Here is an 18074-nt window from a genome sequence, read left to right as displayed (position 1 = left end):
CCCAGTAACTTATACATCTCGAATTCCTTCACATGCCTGGATACGCGCCACTCGCCAGCCACCACAGGCCGCTGCCACGGCGCTGACGCCGAGCACGGCCACCAGGGCCAACGCGTAGTGACGCGCCAGCAGATGGCTGGCGTACTCGCCTGGCATCTGCACAAATAAATGGTTCAGGCCCGATTGCGCCAGGCCATACAGCCCGGCACTCAACAGGGCGGCAAGGCCGGCGCTGTACAGCGCCTGCAACACCACAAACAAAAGCAACGCCGCCGTGGAAAACCCCAGCAGGCGCAACACCGACAACTCCCGGCGCTTGCGCTCGACCGCCGCCAACGCCCCGGCAAAAATCGCTGCGAACGCTCCCGCCAAGGCCAAGCCGGCGATGATCCAGAACACGATCGACAGGTTGCGGCTCAGCGATTGCACTTGGGCGATGGTCTGGGCCTGGGTCGAGACCAACAGGTTCTGCACAGCGAAGTACTGACGCAGCGGCTCGACATCCTTGAGGCTGCGGGCGTACAGGCGAAACGCCGGATACACCCGCTGCTCTGTCACGCCCACCGCATCACCTGGCCAACCGAGCGCAGGCACGGCGCGACCGTCCCGGTAATCTTCAGCCGCTTCGAGCAAGGCCAACGGTGCGAACACCCCGTCCCGGGCGAAGGCTTCCAGCGGCAGTACGCGCAACACCTGAACGCGCGTGCGCTGCGCCTCGCCACGACCGGCTACTTGCCGGCCGACGCTGGCCTGCAGCCAATCACCGGCCTTGGCCCCGAGCTTTTCGGCGGCGGTCTGGCTGAGCAGCACCTGATCCAGCCCTTGGGGCACCGGCAGATTGCCGAGCAAGGGATCGTTGACGGCGGTGGGGATCATTTCGACGGTTACCGTCGCAGCACCAGCGCTCAGATCCGCCGTCGCGGCAATCTGCCGGGTGCGCGGCAAGGCGAAAGCCACGTCGCCGCGCTGGTTCAATTGTTCGATAAACGCAGCACTGAACCGACCGCCACCCAAGGGGATGACTTCCCGGGTGGCCGGGTCGTTTTCCAGGCGCTCGGTCAAACTGCTGACCAGGCCGAATTTCAAGCCGAACAGCACCAGCAACGGCGCGACCACTGCCACCAGCGCCAGAACCGAACAGGCCGACAGCCACGCGTCGTTGCGGTAATCCTGCCAGGCCAGGGAAGCCACCAGCGCGCGCATCAGCAGGCCTCCCCGAGGGTGGCGGTGACACCGCCATCGACGTCGCGACGACAACTGATGCGCCGCACCTGCAAACCGCTGGCGCGGGCCAGCGACTCATCGTGGGTGGCGACGACGCAGCACACGCCGTGTTCGCGGGCCTGGGTCACCAGCAACTGCATCACCCGCTCGGCGTTCAGCGGATCGAGGGCGGCGGTCGGCTCATCGGCCAGCAGCAAACGCGGCCCATGGGCCAGGGCGCGGGCGCAGCTGACCCGTTGCCGTTGGCCGACGGACAAGTCGCCAGGTTTTTTGCCCAGTTGCTCGACGATATCCAACGCCCCGGCCAGGCGATCCACGCTGCCGTCGTCTTTCAAACCGAGTAGTTTGCGCGACAGGTCGATGTTGCCGCGCACATCCAGAAACTCCAGCAGGCCACCGGTTTGCAGCACGTAGCCCAAGTGCCGGCGACGCAGGTCCGCCAAGGCACTTTGAGCCTCTGCACGCCACAGCCCGGCGATGTCCGTTCTGGTTTGGTCGGGCGCAAAATCAAACTGCCCGGCCTGATCCGGAGCCAGCACCAGCGCCAGCAAATCCAGCAATGTGCTTTTGCCACAGCCACTGGGACCGACCACCGCCAGTTGTTCACCGGCACGCAGTTGCAGCCGTGGAATCACCAGGCTGTAGCGTTGGCTGCCGGCGCCCCGGCTTTTGTGCACCGCGCTCATGTTCAACATCACGGCAGCGTCGACAACGGAACGCGGTACAAGGCATCACCCGGTTCGGCATCGCCGAAACGCACCCAGTTGGCCAAGTCGTTGTGGAAGGTTTCGTAGAGGCGGATTTTCGAATCCAGCTCGTCGATAAAGTCTTCCTGCTCGGCCACGCTCAACGAAAGCCACAAGTCCTGGGTCATGCTCAACGACTTGCTGCGATAGGGCAGCCCTTCCAGGTACTCACCCAGAACCCCGCCATTGGCCAGGTTGCCACCCTTGCGCAAAGCCGAAGGATCGCGGCTCATGTAGGCGCTGGCGCTGGCGATTTCCTGGAAGAAATTCTTCGGCGAGCTCTGGGTCTTGCGGGCGGCATCGACGATCAGTTTCAGCGATTGCTGCAAGTCGTTGAGCTGCAATTTGGTCAGCATCACGCACACCTGGAACGCCGGCAGAGCCGGGTTGGTCAGGTCGCGGTCGGCGGTCCAGGCGCTGACCAGTTGCGGCGCCTGGCTGGCGGCTTTACGCCCCAGGAAGTCCATATGCATCGCGTAACCGACGGCCGCCGATTTATCACTCAGGCTCGGCGCGGCGCTCAACAGCGGCACGGCTTGCGGCTTGTCGCTACGCACCTGATGCACCAGGTCGGCAAACACCGAACCGATCTCGTCCACCCGCTCCCCGAACTTGCGCACATCGGCGCCCGGCACCGGAATGTACAGGTCGCCGATCTGCGGGTTGGCGTCGGCGGTCAGGGTGCGGTATTGGCTTTGCGCACCACCGTGGGTTTTCTTGCCGGCGTCGCTGAGCAAGTGCAAGGCGTAGATCTTGATCTGCTTGCCCAGCGCAGCCTGACGCACTTCGGCCTCGTTCATTTGCGTGGCGGCATAGGGGTCGTTCTTGCGCAAGGCACCGGCATCGGTGACCAACAGGATCAAACGCCCGCCATAACCGGACCAGTCCATGCCCTCGACCGCTTCCATCACACCGGCAAACGCATCTTCGTTGAACGAATGGCTGGAAACCGTAGACGCCTTGACCTGCCGCGCCAGGTCCATGAAGCGCTGCGGGTCGCGGCCCTGTTCCAGGGTGATCAGGGTTTTGGCGACGTATTCCAGGTCCGGGGTTTTCTGGGTGCTGCTGCGAAAGCCCACCAGGCCGAAGCTGACACTGCCCAACTCGCCACGCTCGGCAATGCGGGTTTGCAGTTCGTGCACGACATCGCGTACCTGATCGATGTAGGGCTGCATGGACACGGTGGTATCGACCACCAGCACCACGGCGGTGCGGAACGCGTCGGCGTTAGCGGTCGTGATCGGTGTGTTGTTGGCGGCAGCCTTCAGTGCATTACCGGGGTCGATGGATGCCACGTTCAGCAACTGCACCGGCTGGCCGTTTTCATCGAAGCTCTCGCGGGAATCGAAGATCGGCAACAGATAGAACTGGTTCTGCGGCACCGCGCTGGCCGCCGGTTCCAGGGCCAACACGCGTTGATTGTCTTCGTGGTTCTGCTGGGTCTTGAGCAGCAGGTTTTTCGCCGCCGACGGATCAGCCAGCAGCTTCTCCACGTCGCCGGGCTGACGCAGGAACATCACCGGCGCACGGCCGGAACGTTCGGTGAACTTGAGCACCAGGCTCTGCTTCCAGTCGCTGACCTGCGCGGCCGGCAACCAGCCGTCACTGCGCCCGTCGGTGGCGGCACCGACCCGCAGCCACGGGTTGCCATCAACCTCTTTGCGTTGATAGACGTAAAGCACGGAAAACGCCGGCAAGGCCTTGCCAGCCGCGGTCCCCGCTTCGCTGGAGAGCTTCGCCCCCGGCTTGCTGAGCACCCGCTGGAACAAGGTTTTTTTGCCGGCCATCAGCAGCGGACGTTGACCGCCATCGACCTCCACCGTCGCCACGGATGGCGTCATCGGTGGCACCACGGCGGGCGGCGTATTGACCGGGGGTGCAGGGGTTGGCGGTGCTGAAACCACCGGCGTCTTCACGTCGGCATCGACTTCAGCATCACTGCCCAACCACCAGTAACCCATGCCGCCCAAGGCCAGCGCCACGGCCACCGCGACGGCAGCGAGTGCGAACACGGGGCCCTTTCGCTGCTCCGAGATCGAGGACTGCGGCGTCGGCTTGACGGTCGGCGGAACTGGCGTGGTTCGGGATTGAGGCTGCGCGGGGCCGCTGGGTATGTCGATGGACACCGGCGTCAATCCCGCCAGGTCATCGCCGGTCGGTTTCAGCGACAGCGGAATCGCCAACGGCTGGATCAAGGTCGCTTCAACTTCAGTCGATGCCTTGGGCAGAGTATCCAGCGCCTGCAACAGCGCCGCTGCGTCTGCGAAACGCTCCGCCGGGTCTTTGGCCAACAGCTTGCGCAGCACGTCCTGATACCGACCGTGGTGCTCCGGCAGTTCCGGCAACGGTTCGGTCAAATGCGCCAGGGCCGTGGAGAGCGCGTCGTTGCCGGTGTACGGCAGCTTGCCGACGAGGATTTCGTAAAGCACCACGCCCAAGGCATAAAGATCGGCCCGGCCGTCGATGTCCTGGCCGCGCGCCTGTTCCGGGCTCATGTAGCTGGGCGTGCCGACGGCGAAACCGGCCTGGGTGAATTGGGTGCGGTCGTCCAGGGACTTGGCGATGCCGAAGTCCGAGAGCACCGCCGTGCCATCGGCACGGAACAGAATGTTCGCCGGTTTGACATCGCGATGAACCAGTCCCAGCCCATGGGCATAACCCAGGGCCGAAGCGATCTGGCGGATGTAGATCAAGCCCTGCTCCGGCGTCAGGCCGGCAGCGATGCGCTCCTTGAGCGTGCCGTTGGGCAGGTATTCCATGGCCATGTAATACAGCTCACCGACATTGCCGATGTCATGGATAGTGACCGTATGCGGGTGAGACAGGCGCGCCAGGGTTTTGCCTTCACGCAGGAAGCGCTCGCAGAAGCTCGGATCGGCCGCCAGCGCGGCGGCCATGATCTTCAATGCCACCTTGCGCTCCAGCGAGCGCTGGGTCGCCAGGTAAACGCTGGCCATGGCGCCTTCGCCGATCTCGTCGCCGATGTCGTAGCCGGGGATCAGAATGTTCGCGGTGGGGATCATGAAGGCACCTTCACGACGATGACGGTGATGTTGTCCGGAGCGCCGCGCATCAGGCTCAGGGACACCAGGCTGCTGGCGATTTCCCCGGGCTCGTCGTGGCTCAGCACCTCGGTGATTTCATGGTCTTCGACGGTCTTGTTCAGCCCGTCGCTGCACAACAGGTAACTGTCGCCGGGCATCAACAGCAGCTCCACCATCGTCAGCTCCAGTTGTGCCTCGACCCCGATGGCGCGGGTGACGATATTGGCCCGTGGATGCACCCGGGCTTCGGCTTCGCTGAGCAGGCCGCTGTCCTGCAAATCCTGAACGTAACTGTGGTCCCGCGAGATGCCTTCAAGCAGGCCGTCACGCAGGCGATACAAGCGGCTGTCACCCGCCCACAGGCATACCCCGCGCAAGTCGCGCGTGGCCAGCACCACCACCGTGCTGCCCATCATGATCACGCCACGATGGGCGGTTTCTTCGCGCACGGCGGCGTTGACTCGCTGCAGGTCGGTTTGCAAGGCCGCGACGTATTCATCCAGCGAACGACCCACGCCAATACGGCGCAGGCTGTCGACGATCAGGCTGCTAACGTAATCGCCCGCCGCGTGCCCGCCCATGCCATCGGCGACCACCCACAGGCCGTTTTCCGGCAGGTCCAGATAAGCATCTTCATTAACCTGGCGGACCATACCGACGTGGCTCTTGCTTGCAGACTTGAACATCTTTCCAGCGCTTGGACGCATCTACGCAACACCTTCTTGGCCGAGCAAAAATTGCGCAAAATCGGCGGCGACAGGCAGGCCCTGACACCGTAATAAAGCGGGGGCGATACGCTCCGAACCCTGGCCCCACCACAGGCTTGAGCCTTCGCAGGCCTGTTCGGCAAGTGCGCTCATGCGCGCCTTCGAATCGGTGGCATCGAAGCGATGCAGGCCGGCAAAACGGCTGCTTGGCGTGCGCGGCAGGCACGCCGGGCTACCCAGTGCTTCCAACTCCGCGCCGAAGGCTTCGAAGCTCGCCTCCACGCTCAACGTGCTCAACAGCAATTGCTCAACCTGTTCAAACCAGATATCCGAACCGCCCACCACCGATGCCGGATCAGCATCGTGGTCCAGCAGCACTGCGACGGTCAGCGGAAAATACCGGCCAACCCGATCGATGCTCGGCATCACCACCCCAACGGCGGCCTGCGGCCCGCATACTCCGGGCCCGACCATAAAGCGCCACAGCGGGCTGACCAGATAGGCATCCAGCCAACGGTCGCCGAGGCTGGTCTGGCTGGCGAGCAGGCCCGCCGCCAGCCACGAATCCCAGGGGCCGATAAAACTCTGCGGCAAGCCTCGGCTGACAAAGTCCCCGCGGCTGGCCAACTTTCCATAGAAGCCCGGCGTGTTCATAACCGCTCCGGCAAGCTGAAACCGCTGAGCACACGGCTCTTGAACGGGTTGAAGGCGCTGTTGGCGCGCAGTTCATAAGAGGCGCTGGCACCGTCGACCCGCAGTCGCAGGTTGAAGCGATCCGGCGAATTGCCGGCCGTCAGGTCCGATTGCTCCAGCAGACGGAACCACGCCCATGGCCCGTCCAGGGTGATGCCGGAACGACCGCTGGCCGAAGGCGGCATGATCGAAATCCGCACCACGCCGATGCTGCCGGGGTTGGGCCATTGCATAGAGGTCGGGCGGCTCGGACCGTGGTCGTAGCTCAATTGCTGGCCGTCGAGGTCGAGCAAAAACTGGGTGACAGTGGCGTCCATCGTCACCGGCTTGAGTTCGAAGCGCACCATCGGTTGGGTACCGCCGGAACGAAAAAACGCGTCCCGGATGGTCGCTGCCCGCTGGAAGGTTTGCAGCACGCCGGGGGCAATACCGAGCTTCTGCGCGGCGCCCGGTTGCCAGCGCCAGGCCTGGGTCGAGGTATCCACATACGGTTGCAGGTATTTGCGGAAGTAGTTGTCCATCACCCCGCCCACACCGAAGAACTGGCCGAAGTCGTCGAGCGTCGCGTCCCGCGCACTGCCCGGCGACATCGGATAACGCCCGGCCAGGGACTGGCGATAGATGTTCACCACTTCGCTGGTCCAGGCCGCATTCAATTGATTGCGTACCCCGCCCATCATGCTGTTGGTGGTGGAGTTGACCACCGACTTGACCAGCCCCTGCACCAGCGGCGGCTGACGTTCGGCATTGAGGTTGACCCGTGTCGCAGCGGCTACGGCCTGGTTCTTGGCTTCGCCGAGCAAGGCATCGCCGCTGGCGCCGACCATGGCGCTGACCTGCACGTACAGGGCGTTCATGTCGGCCAGCAGGCCGTCGATGGCCGCCGGCTCGCCTTCGCTTTTGCTGACGATGCGGTTGAGCTCGGCAAAATGCGCGGTGATTGGATCTTCGCTCGCCGCAGCTGTGTTTTGCCTCGCCTGCTCTTGGCCGAGCAAGCTGCCCAAGCGCTCCTTGAGCTTGTCGACCCCGCCTTCCACCGGCGCACCCTTGGCGGCCAGCAGGCGTTCTTCCTGTTGCAGATCGGTTTCCTTCGCCACCGCCACCAGCAGTTTTTTCAATGGCGAGGTCGGGCCGGAAATCACCCGCAACACATCGGCGGCCTGGGCCACGCTGGTGATCGGCACAAAGTCGATATCCGCCAGCAAGGCGTCCCACTGACGCTGGTAATCCTGGAAATACAGGCGTCGCACATCGGCGGCCAGGCTGGCGACGTCCTGCTGTTCTGCCTGGTCGCGACCGAGCACCCACTGCTCCTCGGCCAGGGTGCCGGTCTGGTTCAGGCTGGTGAGCAAAAACCCTTGGCGGTAACCCTTGGCCGTGAAGAAGCCGCTCAAGGGTTCGCCCAGCGGCTTGCCGCTCTTGCGGCTGAACACCAGCGCGGCATCGCGCCCGGCCGCTTCGTTGATACGAAAATCCGGAATGCCGTCCGGCAGTTTCTGCCGCTTGACCCGGTCATAGACACGCTGGGCCACCGGCAGTTGTTGCAACTGTCGGCGCAGGTCATCGATCAGGCGCGGGTCCAGACGTGCGGTGGGCGGATGGCGCTCGAACAGCGCCCGCAAGTGCTCTGCCAGGGCCAGACGCTGATCGGCCGGCAAGTCGCGCGGCAGGCTGCGGTCCCAGTCGAGGGCGATCCACGCCTTGATGAAGTCGGCATCGTAATGCTCGCTGTCGGCGAGCATCAGGTAGGCCTTCAAGCCTTCGTAAAGGAAGTCCGAATTGCCGCCGCCGTGCAGTTGCTCTTCGATGCGCGTGAGCAAGCGTGGCGCGAAGACCGCGATCAACAGCTTGCGATAGACGCTGCCGGACTCGGCTTCAAGCATGTCGCCCTGATACAGGCCCAGGCCTTCGGCCCAGTTCGGTGCGTCGCCGGCCAGATGCTTCACCGCGTTGAGCAACGGCAACACCGCAAGCACGTCCCGTTGCACCGGGCTGAGGTTTTGCACGGCCTGGCCCAGGGGTGCGACTTTCTGATCGACTTGCGCGATATACGCCTGGTTGGCGCGGTAGCTGACCCACCACAAGGTCCCGACCACCAGCACCAAGGCCACGGTCGAGGCCAGCACGCCCCGGGCAATCCACTTGCGCCGACGTTCGACTTTCGGGTTGACCCCCACCAGCCCACGCTCGGCGAAGGCCACGGCGCTGAAGAGTTTTTCGATGAAGTAACTGCGTCCGGTGCCGTTCTGGCGCGCCAGGTGCTGGCGGTCCAGGTTCATGCTCTGGGCCATGGAACCGATCAGGCGGTCAATCGGGCTGCCTTCCTGGGTACCGCTGGTGAAATACACCCCGCGCAACAGCACTCGCTCTTCAAAGGCGTTGGGTTTGAATACGCCCTCAAGGAAGCTTTGCAGGCAATCCTTCAACGCGCCGAACTGCTGCGGGAAGCCGTAGATCAGATCGCGCCGCGCCGGGTCGCGTTCCTGTTGCAAACGTTCCACCAAACGATCGTTGAGGCGCTGCTCCAGGCCGGCGAATTCGCTTTGCAGATGGGCCAGCGGGCTGTCATTGCTTTTACCGTCGTCCAGGGCAAAGGTCGTGCCCCAGACCTGAGTCCGCTCTTCCTTGCTCAGGGTATCGAAATACTCCATGAACCCCGGCACCAGATCGAGTTTGGTCAGCATCAGGTAGATCGGAAAACGTACGCCCAGTTGCGTGTAGAGCTCCTGGATACGCAGGCGGATCGCGGCGGCATGGGCGGCGCGCTCGGCGTCGCTGCCCAGTAGCAGATCGGAAAGGCTGATGGCGATGAACGCACCGTCAATCGGGCGTCGGGGCCGTTGTTTTTTCAACAGGCCGAGAAAGCCCAGCCATGCGGCTTTATCCACCGTCGCATCGCTGTCCTGGGTGGTGTAGCGCCCGGCCGTGTCGAGCAGCACGGCCTGATCGGTGAACCACCAATCGCAATTGCGCGTGCCACCGACGCCGCGTACCGCCCCGGCGCCCAATTGCGCCGCCAACGGAAAATGCAGCCCGGAGTTGACCAGCGCCGTGGTCTTGCCCGAACCCGGCGGGCCGATGATCACGTACCACGGCAGTTCATAGAGATTGCGCCGCTCGTCACCGCCCAGCTTGGCTTTCTTCAACAGCGTCAAGGCTTCGTCCATGCGCTGGCGCAGGGTTTCAAGCTCTTCGGCCGTGGCGATGCTGGTCGGGTCCGGCGGGGTTTGCGCCGCCAGGCTGCGCATCACTTCGGCGGCCTGACGGCGGGCCTGGATGATGCGAAACACCCGGTAGGCAATCCACACCGCGAACACCAGAACGATCAGCGCCCAGCGCCGACCTTCAGGCACCAGCCATTCGAGCAGCGGCCCGATAAACCAGATGATCAGGCTCAGGGCGATCAGCCCCAGCAGCGGGATGACCCAGCGGATGATAAAACTGAAAAACGCCTTCACTCGACCCCCTCCGCCAACACTGTGATTTCGACCCGACGATTGCGTGCGCGGCCCTCTGCTGTAGCGTTCGAGGCCAGTGGCTCGGTGTCGCTACGGCCTTCGGCGCTGAAGCGCTCAGGCTGGCCGGTCTTGGCCGAGAGGATTTGCAGCACCGAGGTGGCCCGAGCCTCGGACAAGGCCCAGTTCGATGGAAACCGTAGGGTGGCAATCCGGCGATTGTCACTGTGACCGGTCACCCGGACCTGCCCCTTGACCTTGCGAATCGCATCGGCGATGCGCAGCATCAGCGGCTGGAAATTGTCGACGACGCTGGCGCTGCCCGAGGCGAACAGCTCATCGCCACGGATGGTCACCACTGAACGGTCAACGGCATCTTCCACAGCCACCCGACCGGCCTTGATTTCATCCGCCAGGAAACCTGCCAGACGCGGACGCTCGATGAGTTTCGGTTGCACCACCGGACGGTCGATGGCCTGCACCGGGATCTCGCCGAGGGCATGGATGTTCTTGAACACCGGCTCAGCATCGGCAGCCAGTTTCAAACGCAGACCGAACAGCAGAGCCAGCAGCAGCGCCACGCCGATGACCACGGCGATCCATGGCGGCATGAATTGCGCCAGCCGGTCGCGGGCCACGGTGACGCCGCGCCAATGGGGCGAGAGTTCACGCTCGTATTCGCCACGGGCGCTGCGGATGACTGCGCTGGTGCGCTCACGCAAGGCTTCCAGTTGGCTGCGACCGTCGATCATGACCCGATAGCGCCCTTCGAAACCCAGGCACATGCACAGGTACAAAAGCTCCAGCAGATACAAACGTTCGCGGGGGCTTTGCAGGCAATGTTCCAACAGCTGGAACACCTTCTCGCCGCCCCAGGCTTCGTTGTGCACGGTGATCAGCAGGCTCTGTTTGCCCCAGTCGCTGGTGCCGCCCCACGGCGTACTCAACACCGCTTCATCGAGGGCGGTGCACAAGGCGTAACGGGCCAGCAACACATCGTTGCGCACCACGCCGGCGGCCTCGGCGCGCTCCTCGAACTGGCGCAGGTAGGCCAACAATTGCGCTCGCAGGCTCGCTGGCGCCGGGTGGGCAATCGTATTGCGCAAGCGGGTCAGCAAAGCCAGCAGCGGGCCAGCGGCGCTTTCCAAGGGGTTGAGACCTTCGGCTTTGCCGGTCAAAAGCGGCGCGGCCGGCATCGAAAGCGGCGCGGGCTGGGCACGGCCAGCCTGCGGGCGGACCGGGTCGGCGCCACGACCACCGGGGGTCGGCATGAACTGGGTACGATCGTCGTTGCTCATCGCGGTTTATCCTCGGATCGCCCAGAAAGCCAGGTTCAACCCCGGGAACTGCCCCGCGATGTGGAACGCAAAACCGCCGGAGTTGGCCAGTTGCTGCCAATGCTCGCTGCCCCGGTCCAGTTCGTAATAGGTGGAGCCGGCGTGATAAGGAAGTTGCCGTGGTGCCACCGGCAGCGGCAGCAGGCCAATGCCCGGCAATTGCAGGTTGACCAGGTTGCGGATGTGCTCCACCGAGCCGACCTTGCTCTGTTGGCCGAAGTGACCGCGCAGGGTTTCGGCGGGCACGTCGGCGCGCACCACCAGGATGAAGCTGGCGCTGTCGAGCAGGGTCTTGTCGGCCAGCATCGCCACATGCACGCCGTAGGCTTTTTCGACAATCGGAATCGGCGTGGCCTTGCTGTCGATCAACATCGACAGCGCTTCACGCAAGGCTTGCATCACCGGCGCAAAACTCAGCGCGAGGTTATCGTGCTGGTACTGCGGGTATTCCTGCGGTCGCCGCCCGGAAGCGGTAAAGGTCGAGAACTCGCCGGCCAGGCTCACCAGTTCGCTGTAGAACCGCTCGGGGTGCAACGGACTCAACTGGCTCAAGTGCTGGATCAACGGCTGAGCGCGGTTGACCAGTTGCAGCAGCATGAAGTCGGCAATTTCCGAGGCACCGCCGGCACCGGACGCCACCACCCGCCCGGCGAGGGCTTCGCCACGTTGGTGCAGCAGGCCCAGCATTTCGCTGCGAAACGCGGCCAGCGGTTTGGCGGCGGAGACATCCAGCAGCGGCGGGATGTAAGTGTCGTCGAGCACCAGGGCGCGGTCGGCGCGTTTCTCCTTGATTCGTACCAGGCCGATGGCGGCGTAGTCGCTGATGCCATCCTCGGCAATCAACAATCGCAGCGCCCTGGAACCCACGGCCACTGGCGCACGGTTTTCGAACGGTGCGTTGTCGTCGCGTACTTCGCGCACCTGGCTCACGTAGCGCGCAGCGCCCAGGGTTTCGCCGTCATCAACGGTGTCCCGGGCACCGGCGCGCTTGAGCGGCAAGGCCAGGTACACCAAGCCATCGCGCAGGTTGTCGTCGACATTCAGTGGGCTCGGCGCCAGGTCATCCTGGGGAATGTTGAAGGGCGTGCCGTCCGGCAACAGCCCCCGCGCCGAGATGATTGCCAGTTTGCCCTGGGCCAACAGGCCCTGATCGATCAGCAATTCGGAGAAACCCCAGGCGCCGGCCGATAACGGGCGGCTTCGGGCGTCGATGAGGTTTTCCAGGTAACGGTCATGCTGTTGGAAGTGCTGCGTTCCAATGAACATGCCTTCTGACCAGACCACGCGATTGTTCCAAGACATGGGAGCTCCGATTGCTTTATTGGGCAGGGCTGGATGGGGGAACCACGACGGCGCTGCGCACGGCGCGCACATCGAGGCTGATCTGGTATTCGGTGTATTGGCGCGGCGGGACATTCATCACCGTGCGCCACTGCGCCTGATCCAGTTCGCGATAGCCCACCAGCACACCGATGTGGCGGGTGGCCGGATCGAGGTCGCGTTGCAGGCTCAATTGCTGGCCGGGCTGGACCAGCACTTCGTCCTGGTCGATCAGGTCTGCGCCGAGCGTCGCCTGGGCCCGTTCGGCCAAGGCGAAATAATCGGCACGGCCGAAGGTGGCGGCATTTTTCAGTTCGAAAATGCGCACCCGGACCGGGGCCGGTTGACCGCTGGTGCCGGGGTTGAGGCTGGCGATGGCGTGGAAGTGCAACTCGACGGCGGCGGTGTCGGCCTCGGCCTCAGCGGCCTCGGGTTTGACCGTATCCTTGGCACACGCGGCCAGCAGAAGCACGGTGGCGACTGCGAGTAAAAACCTGGGAATCATCCTGCGTCCTCAATGACGTTTCAGCTATCCGTTGTTCCATTTTTTGCTATGAATGGCGCGCTCAGCCGCGACGCTGCCTTGTACTGTGTTGTTCGTAGGCGCGGCTGAATTCCCGACCGAACAGGTCCTGGAAATCCTCTTGGGCCTCACGGGAAATATTGCTGTAGAGCTCGGTGAACTGCTGCCAGTACTGGGCCTGTCGCGAGCCACTGAAAATGCTCGACAGGCCACCGGGCTTGCCCATGCGCTCTTCCAGTTGCGCTGGCTCGAAGCGCGCCAGCAGGTGCTTGATCGCCGCTTCCACACCGGCCATCACTGCCAATTGGTGGGCACGCAAATCATCGAAGCTGTCGCGCACCGCCATGTCCGGCGCCATGAACGCCTGATTGCTCTGGCGCAACAGCAACAGCAAGGCTTCATCGACATTGGGCGCGAATTTCAGCGGATTGTTTTCCACCGGTTGAATCATCGTCTGCTGAATGCGGAACTCGCCCTTGAGACTGCTGCGGGCACGCAAGACATCGATCAGGCCCTCGACCATCAGCCGATAACTGCGGCCGATGCTTTCCATCTGCGCTTCGGCCTGGGCCTTGTCCAGGCGCAACTGATCCAGCCCGGCGCCACGCAGGAAGGCTTGCAACAGGTCGGGCTGAGCGTTGTCGGCCGAACTGACCGGATTGACCGGGCGTTCGACGATGGCCGCGGGCGGTTCGGGGGCCGGCTCGATCGGCACGCTGAGTTCAGGCATGGGGGGCGGCGCAACCTCTGCGACCGGCAAAGGGGCGACCGCTACCGGCACAGGCGTGTCGCTGAACAGATCCCAATCTTCCGGAATCACCGGCATTGACGTCTGCGGCACAGGCTCGATCACAGGCGTTGGATGGGGTATCGGGGTCGGTGGGCGGAAGTCATGCAGCTCGGCCGGGACATGGTCGGGCTGGGTGGCCGGCGGGACGGTGGTCGGTGCCAGGAAGTCGAACAGGTCTGGCAGTGTGTCCATGGCCGACACACCCTGAAAATGTGCAGGTGGTGTCATGGGCAACGACGTCGGGGTAGTCGCAACGGCGCCCTGACGCCCCATCATGGCCTCGAAGCTGTTGGACGAATCGGCGAAAGGGTTGCTGTCAGTCGCCGGCAGACTGAAGTCGATGCGCGCCTGGATTTCGTAATCACCGATTCTAATAACTTCGCCATCTTGCAATGGCTCGCTGTTTCCTTTGCGCAAACGAATACCCGCCTTGACCAATTCCACACCATTAGTGCTGTTATCGGTTAAGTAGTAGCGGCCATCTTTGTATTGAATTACGCAATGTTTGCCGGACACCAAGCGCTCGGGATCGGGCAATATCCAGTCATTATCCAAATTGCGGCCAATCGCCATCACACCCTGATCCATGGATTTTTCAGAGCACTGACCAGGGGTAATTTTGTGATAACTAGTGATAGTCAAACACAGCGACATCTTGCCTCCTTGCTGAACACTTTGCGCGCGGGCGAGTGAGGGACTTAACGCCCGAGCGACTCGCCGACAACCCTTGCAAAAACCTTGAAAACAGCCTTTTTACCAGCATGATTGCTGATCTTACCCGGCTTACGTGACAAAAAACCTGCACCAGTGCCTGCCTTGACCCACTGGTCGCACGGGTTGTTAAGCACCTCACATCTGTCACACAGGGGAAATAGCTTACCTTGACAAGCCATAAGTACTACACCAAAAATGCACAACTTCTTGAATAAGAATGATGGCACTTTAAGATCATTGAGCATCTAAAGGGCCATTACATTCAAGGAAACATGTGAAGCTCCACTTGGAACTAACATGGAACTGCCCGACTCCCGAGCGGGCGATATGGAGATCAAATTCAGTGGAAGTGCCTTTGCTGCTCGCCGCCGTGTCCGCGACTTCGCCTTGTGGCGAAGATCTGGAATATGACGCGGATTTTTTGCACCTGGAACGCGATTCCCTAGGCAAGCCCGAGCGCAGCATGGGCGACTCGATATTGCCTGCCGAACCCCCAGAATGGCGCAGCATCCAGCAGCAAAGCCTGGCGTTGTTGCAACGCAGCAAAGACCTGCGCATCACCCATTTCCTTTTGCAAAGTTCCCTTGCCCTCGAAGGCGTCAGCGGCCTGGCCCGCGTCCTGACACTGATCAGTGAATTGCTCAAGCAATACTGGGCCGACCTGCATCCGCGCCTGGATGCCGAAGACAACAACGACCCCACCGTGCGCATCAATGCCCTCGCCGGCCTGACCTCCGATGTCACCATTCGCCTGCTGCGCGAAAGCATCCTGGCCCGCTCGCGTGCCTTTGGCCCTGTCAGCCTGCGCGCCGCCGCCAACGCCAGCGGGCTGCAAAGCTTCCCTGACGAAAACCTCGGTGCCGAGCAACTCGCCGGAGCGTTCCTCGACAGCGATCCCGAACAGCTGGAAATCACCCGCGCCGCCCTGCACGAGGCCCGCGGTGCTGCCGAGGCCATCGAACAGCACGTCAGCGAACAAGTTGGTTCCGCCCAAGGCGTTGACCTTGGCCCGTTGAAGCAACCGCTCAAAATGGCTTTGCAGATCCTCGGCCAGTTCGCCCCACAGAGCGGTGACAGCCCCCTGCCCGATACCCTCGGCGACGACAGCGCCGCGCCGGTTGAATACGCCACCACACCGAGCGCACCGAGTGCTCCGCGCAGTACCGGCACTGGCGAGATCAACAACCGCGACGACGTGCTGCGCAGCCTGGACCGGATTCTTGCGTACTACACCCGTCATGAGCCCTCCAGCCCGCTGCCGGTGCTGTTGAACCGGGCGAAGAATCTGGTGCACGCCGACTTTGCGGCCATCGTGCGCAATCTGATTCCCGACGGCATGAGCCAATTTGAAAATCTGCGCGGACCAGACAGCGAATAAAAGCGAACGGATCACGCAGTCACGTCACCGGTATCACCGGTGACGCCAACACCGTCGCTTGAGCGACCAGGAGCAGCAACGTGGCGAAGCAAAGTTCTCAGAAATTCATCGCGCGCAACCGTGCGCCTCGAGTGCAGATCGAGTACGACGTCGAGCTTTACGGCGCCGAGAAAAAGGTCCAGTTGCCCTTCGTCATGGGCGTCATGGCGGACCTCGCCGGCAAGCCCGCCGAGCCTCTGGCACCCGTGGCCGATCGCAAGTTCCTCGAAGTGGATGTCGACAACTTCGACTCGCGCCTCAAGGCCATGCAGCCACGCGTCGCGTTCCACGTGCCCAACGAGCTGACCGGCGAAGGCAACCTGAGCCTGGACATCACCTTTGAAAGCATGGACGACTTCAGCCCCGCCGCCGTGGCGCGCAAGGTCGACTCGCTGAACAAGTTGCTCGAAGCGCGCACCCAACTGGCCAACCTGCTGACCTACATGGACGGCAAGACTGGCGCCGAAGAAATCATCATGAAGGCCATCAAGGATCCGGCGCTGCTCCAGGCACTTGCCAGTGCGCCGAAGCCAGCCGAGCCTCAGGCTTAATCAGGACGAATGATCATGACCGATTCAGTACGTGCAGACGCTCAGACACTGAGCACCACCGAAGAAGCCAGCGAGTTCGCCTCCCTGCTGCTGCAAGAATTCAAACCCAAGACCGACCGTGCCCGCGAAGCCGTCGAGACCGCCGTGCGCACCCTGGCCGAACAGGCCCTGGCGCAGACCGACCTGGTGTCCAACGACGCGATCAAGTCGATCGAGTCGATCATCGCCGCCATCGACGCCAAGCTCACCGCTCAGGTCAATCAGGTCATTCACCACCCGGATTTCCAGCAACTGGAAAGCGCCTGGCGTGGCCTGCATTACCTGGTCAACAACACCGAGAGCGACGAGCAACTGAAGATCCGCGTGCTCAACATCTCCAAGAATGATCTGCACAAGACCCTGAAGAAATTCAAGGGCACCGCGTGGGACCAGAGCCCGATCTTCAAGAAGATGTACGAGGAAGAATACGGCCAGTTCGGCGGCGAACCTTACGGTTGCCTGGTGGGCGATTACTACTTCGACCAGTCGCCTCCAGACGTGGAACTGTTGGGCGAACTGTCGAAAGTCTGCGCCGCCATGCACGCCCCATTCATCGCCGCCGCCTCGCCGACCGTGATGGGCATGGGCTCATGGCAGGAACTGTCGAACCCGCGCGATCTGACCAAAATCTTCACCACTCCGGAATACGCCGGCTGGCGCTCGCTGCGCGAATCGGAAGACTCGCGCTACATCGGCCTGACCATGCCGCGCTTCCTCGCGCGTCTGCCGTATGGCGCCAAGACCGATCCGGTGGAGGCCTTCGCCTTCGAAGAAAGCACCGACGGCGCCGACAGCTCCAAGTACACCTGGGCCAACGCCGCTTACGCGATGGCGGTGAACATCAACCGCTCGTTCAAACACTTCGGCTGGTGCTCGCGCATTCGTGGCGTGGAGTCTGGCGGTGAAGTGGAAAACCTGCCGGCGCACACCTTCCCGACTGACGATGGTGGCGTGGACATGAAATGCCCGACCGAAATCGCCATTTCGGACCGCCGTGAAGCGGAGCTGGCGAAGAACGGTTTCATGCCGCTGCTGCACAAGAAAAACACCGACTTCGCCGCGTTCATTGGCGCCCAGTCGTTGCAGAAACCGGCCGAGTACGACGACCCGGACGCCACCGCCAACGCCAACCTGGCTGCGCGCCTGCCGTACCTGTTCGCCACCTGCCGTTTCGCCCATTACTTGAAGTGCATCGTGCGCGACAAGATCGGCTCCTTCAAAGAGAAGGACGAAATGCAGCGCTGGTTGCAGGACTGGATCCTCAACTACGTCGACGGTGATCCGGCGCACTCCACCGAAACCACCAAGGCCCAGCACCCATTGGCTGCGGCCGAAGTGATCGTCGAGGACGTGGAAGGCAACCCGGGGTACTACAACTCCAGGTTCTACCTGCGCCCGCACTATCAGCTCGAAGGCCTGACCGTGTCGCTGCGCCTGGTATCCAAGCTGCCTTCGGCCAAAGGCGCGTAAAAACCTGCTGAACGGTACGCGGTAAAAATGTGGGAGCGGGCTTG

The 18074-nt window shown here is 62.8% G+C and carries 13 protein-coding genes; 3 read left to right on the top strand and 10 right to left on the bottom strand.

Annotated features, from left to right (window positions below; all coding sequences use genetic code 11):
* Window positions 1-9: 9 nt before the first annotated feature.
* The 10 genes from PFAS1_RS11800 to tagH all read right to left on the bottom strand — a co-directional run bounded on the left by PFAS1_RS11800 (window position 10) and on the right by tagH (window position 14493).
* The gene (locus PFAS1_RS11800) at window positions 10-1203 is read right to left on the bottom strand and encodes an ABC transporter permease (RefSeq protein ID WP_076029279.1); all 1194 of its coding nucleotides are present in this window, start codon (window positions 1201-1203) and stop codon (window positions 10-12) included.
* The gene (locus PFAS1_RS11795; protein WP_076029278.1) at window positions 1203-1919 is read right to left on the bottom strand and encodes an ABC transporter ATP-binding protein; all 717 of its coding nucleotides are present in this window, start codon (window positions 1917-1919) and stop codon (window positions 1203-1205) included. The genes PFAS1_RS11800 and PFAS1_RS11795 overlap by 1 nt, the downstream gene beginning before the upstream one ends.
* Window positions 1919-4993, bottom strand: a complete 3075-nt coding sequence (locus tag PFAS1_RS11790) for a serine/threonine-protein kinase (protein ID WP_076029277.1) — start codon at window positions 4991-4993, stop codon at window positions 1919-1921. Before PFAS1_RS11790 ends, PFAS1_RS11795 begins: the two co-directional genes overlap by 1 nt.
* Window positions 4990-5721, bottom strand: a complete 732-nt coding sequence (locus tag PFAS1_RS11785; RefSeq protein ID WP_076029276.1) for a PP2C family protein-serine/threonine phosphatase — start codon at window positions 5719-5721, stop codon at window positions 4990-4992. The genes PFAS1_RS11790 and PFAS1_RS11785 overlap by 4 nt, the downstream gene beginning before the upstream one ends.
* Entirely contained in the window at window positions 5722-6375 is a 654-nt protein-coding gene (tagF, locus tag PFAS1_RS11780; protein ID WP_076029275.1) for a type VI secretion system-associated protein TagF, read from the bottom strand.
* Window positions 6372-9872, bottom strand: coding sequence for a type VI secretion system membrane subunit TssM (gene tssM, locus PFAS1_RS11775; RefSeq protein WP_076029274.1), 3501 nt, complete (start codon window positions 9870-9872; stop codon window positions 6372-6374). Before tssM ends, tagF begins: the two co-directional genes overlap by 4 nt.
* A complete protein-coding gene (locus tag PFAS1_RS11770; RefSeq protein ID WP_076029273.1) occupies window positions 9869-11167 on the bottom strand; it encodes a DotU family type VI secretion system protein in 1299 nt (432 codons plus the stop codon). Before PFAS1_RS11770 ends, tssM begins: the two co-directional genes overlap by 4 nt.
* 6 nt (window positions 11168-11173) lie before the next feature.
* Window positions 11174-12508, bottom strand: a complete 1335-nt coding sequence (gene tssK / locus PFAS1_RS11765; protein ID WP_076029272.1) for a type VI secretion system baseplate subunit TssK — start codon at window positions 12506-12508, stop codon at window positions 11174-11176.
* Window positions 12509-12524: 16 nt separating this feature from the next.
* Window positions 12525-13031: a type VI secretion system lipoprotein TssJ gene (tssJ, locus tag PFAS1_RS11760; protein ID WP_076029271.1), complete on the bottom strand. Its 507-nt coding sequence runs from the start codon at window positions 13029-13031 to the stop codon at window positions 12525-12527.
* A 61-nt stretch (window positions 13032-13092) separates the two neighbouring features.
* The gene (gene tagH / locus PFAS1_RS11755; protein WP_076029270.1) at window positions 13093-14493 is read right to left on the bottom strand and encodes a type VI secretion system-associated FHA domain protein TagH; all 1401 of its coding nucleotides are present in this window, start codon (window positions 14491-14493) and stop codon (window positions 13093-13095) included.
* Between the two features lie 403 nt (window positions 14494-14896).
* Between tagH and tssA the strand changes: the two genes are divergently transcribed.
* The 3 genes from tssA (at window position 14897) to tssC (ending at window position 18030) form a co-directional block, all read left to right on the top strand.
* Window positions 14897-15931 (top strand): type VI secretion system protein TssA, encoded by a 1035-nt coding sequence (tssA, locus tag PFAS1_RS11750; RefSeq protein ID WP_076029269.1) that lies wholly within the window; start codon window positions 14897-14899, stop codon window positions 15929-15931.
* 80 nt (window positions 15932-16011) lie between these two features.
* On the top strand, window positions 16012-16521 hold the full coding sequence (gene tssB, locus PFAS1_RS11745; protein WP_007894500.1) for a type VI secretion system contractile sheath small subunit: 510 nt from the start codon (window positions 16012-16014) through the stop codon (window positions 16519-16521).
* Window positions 16522-16536: 15 nt separating this feature from the next.
* Window positions 16537-18030, top strand: a complete 1494-nt coding sequence (gene tssC / locus PFAS1_RS11740) for a type VI secretion system contractile sheath large subunit (RefSeq protein ID WP_074872049.1) — start codon at window positions 16537-16539, stop codon at window positions 18028-18030.
* Window positions 18031-18074: the final 44 nt, after the last annotated feature.

This window comes from Pseudomonas frederiksbergensis (assembly GCF_001952935.1).
GTDB classification, from domain to species: Bacteria; Pseudomonadota; Gammaproteobacteria; order Pseudomonadales; family Pseudomonadaceae; genus Aquipseudomonas; species Aquipseudomonas frederiksbergensis.
This window is presented reverse-complemented; position numbering and strand designations above follow the sequence as displayed.

What these genes read in the sequence shown, in the direction of transcription:
- PFAS1_RS11800 (WP_076029279.1), bottom strand. Translation starts at nt 1,203, where the DNA reads ATGCGCGCGCTGGTGGCTTCCCTGGCCTGGCAGGATTACCGCAACGAC.
- PFAS1_RS11795 (WP_076029278.1), bottom strand. Translation starts at nt 1,919, where the DNA reads ATGTTGAACATGAGCGCGGTGCACAAAAGCCGGGGCGCCGGCAGCCAA.
- PFAS1_RS11790 (WP_076029277.1), bottom strand. Translation starts at nt 4,993, where the DNA reads ATGATCCCCACCGCGAACATTCTGATCCCCGGCTACGACATCGGCGAC.
- PFAS1_RS11785 (WP_076029276.1), bottom strand. Translation starts at nt 5,721, where the DNA reads ATGCGTCCAAGCGCTGGAAAGATGTTCAAGTCTGCAAGCAAGAGCCAC.
- tagF (WP_076029275.1), bottom strand. Translation starts at nt 6,375, where the DNA reads ATGAACACGCCGGGCTTCTATGGAAAGTTGGCCAGCCGCGGGGACTTT.
- PFAS1_RS11770 (WP_076029273.1), bottom strand. Translation starts at nt 11,167, where the DNA reads ATGAGCAACGACGATCGTACCCAGTTCATGCCGACCCCCGGTGGTCGT.
- tssK (WP_076029272.1), bottom strand. Translation starts at nt 12,508, where the DNA reads ATGTCTTGGAACAATCGCGTGGTCTGGTCAGAAGGCATGTTCATTGGA.
- tssJ (WP_076029271.1), bottom strand. Translation starts at nt 13,031, where the DNA reads ATGATTCCCAGGTTTTTACTCGCAGTCGCCACCGTGCTTCTGCTGGCC.
- tagH (WP_076029270.1), bottom strand. Translation starts at nt 14,493, where the DNA reads ATGTCGCTGTGTTTGACTATCACTAGTTATCACAAAATTACCCCTGGT.
- tssC (WP_074872049.1), top strand. Translation starts at nt 16,537, where the DNA reads ATGACCGATTCAGTACGTGCAGACGCTCAGACACTGAGCACCACCGAA.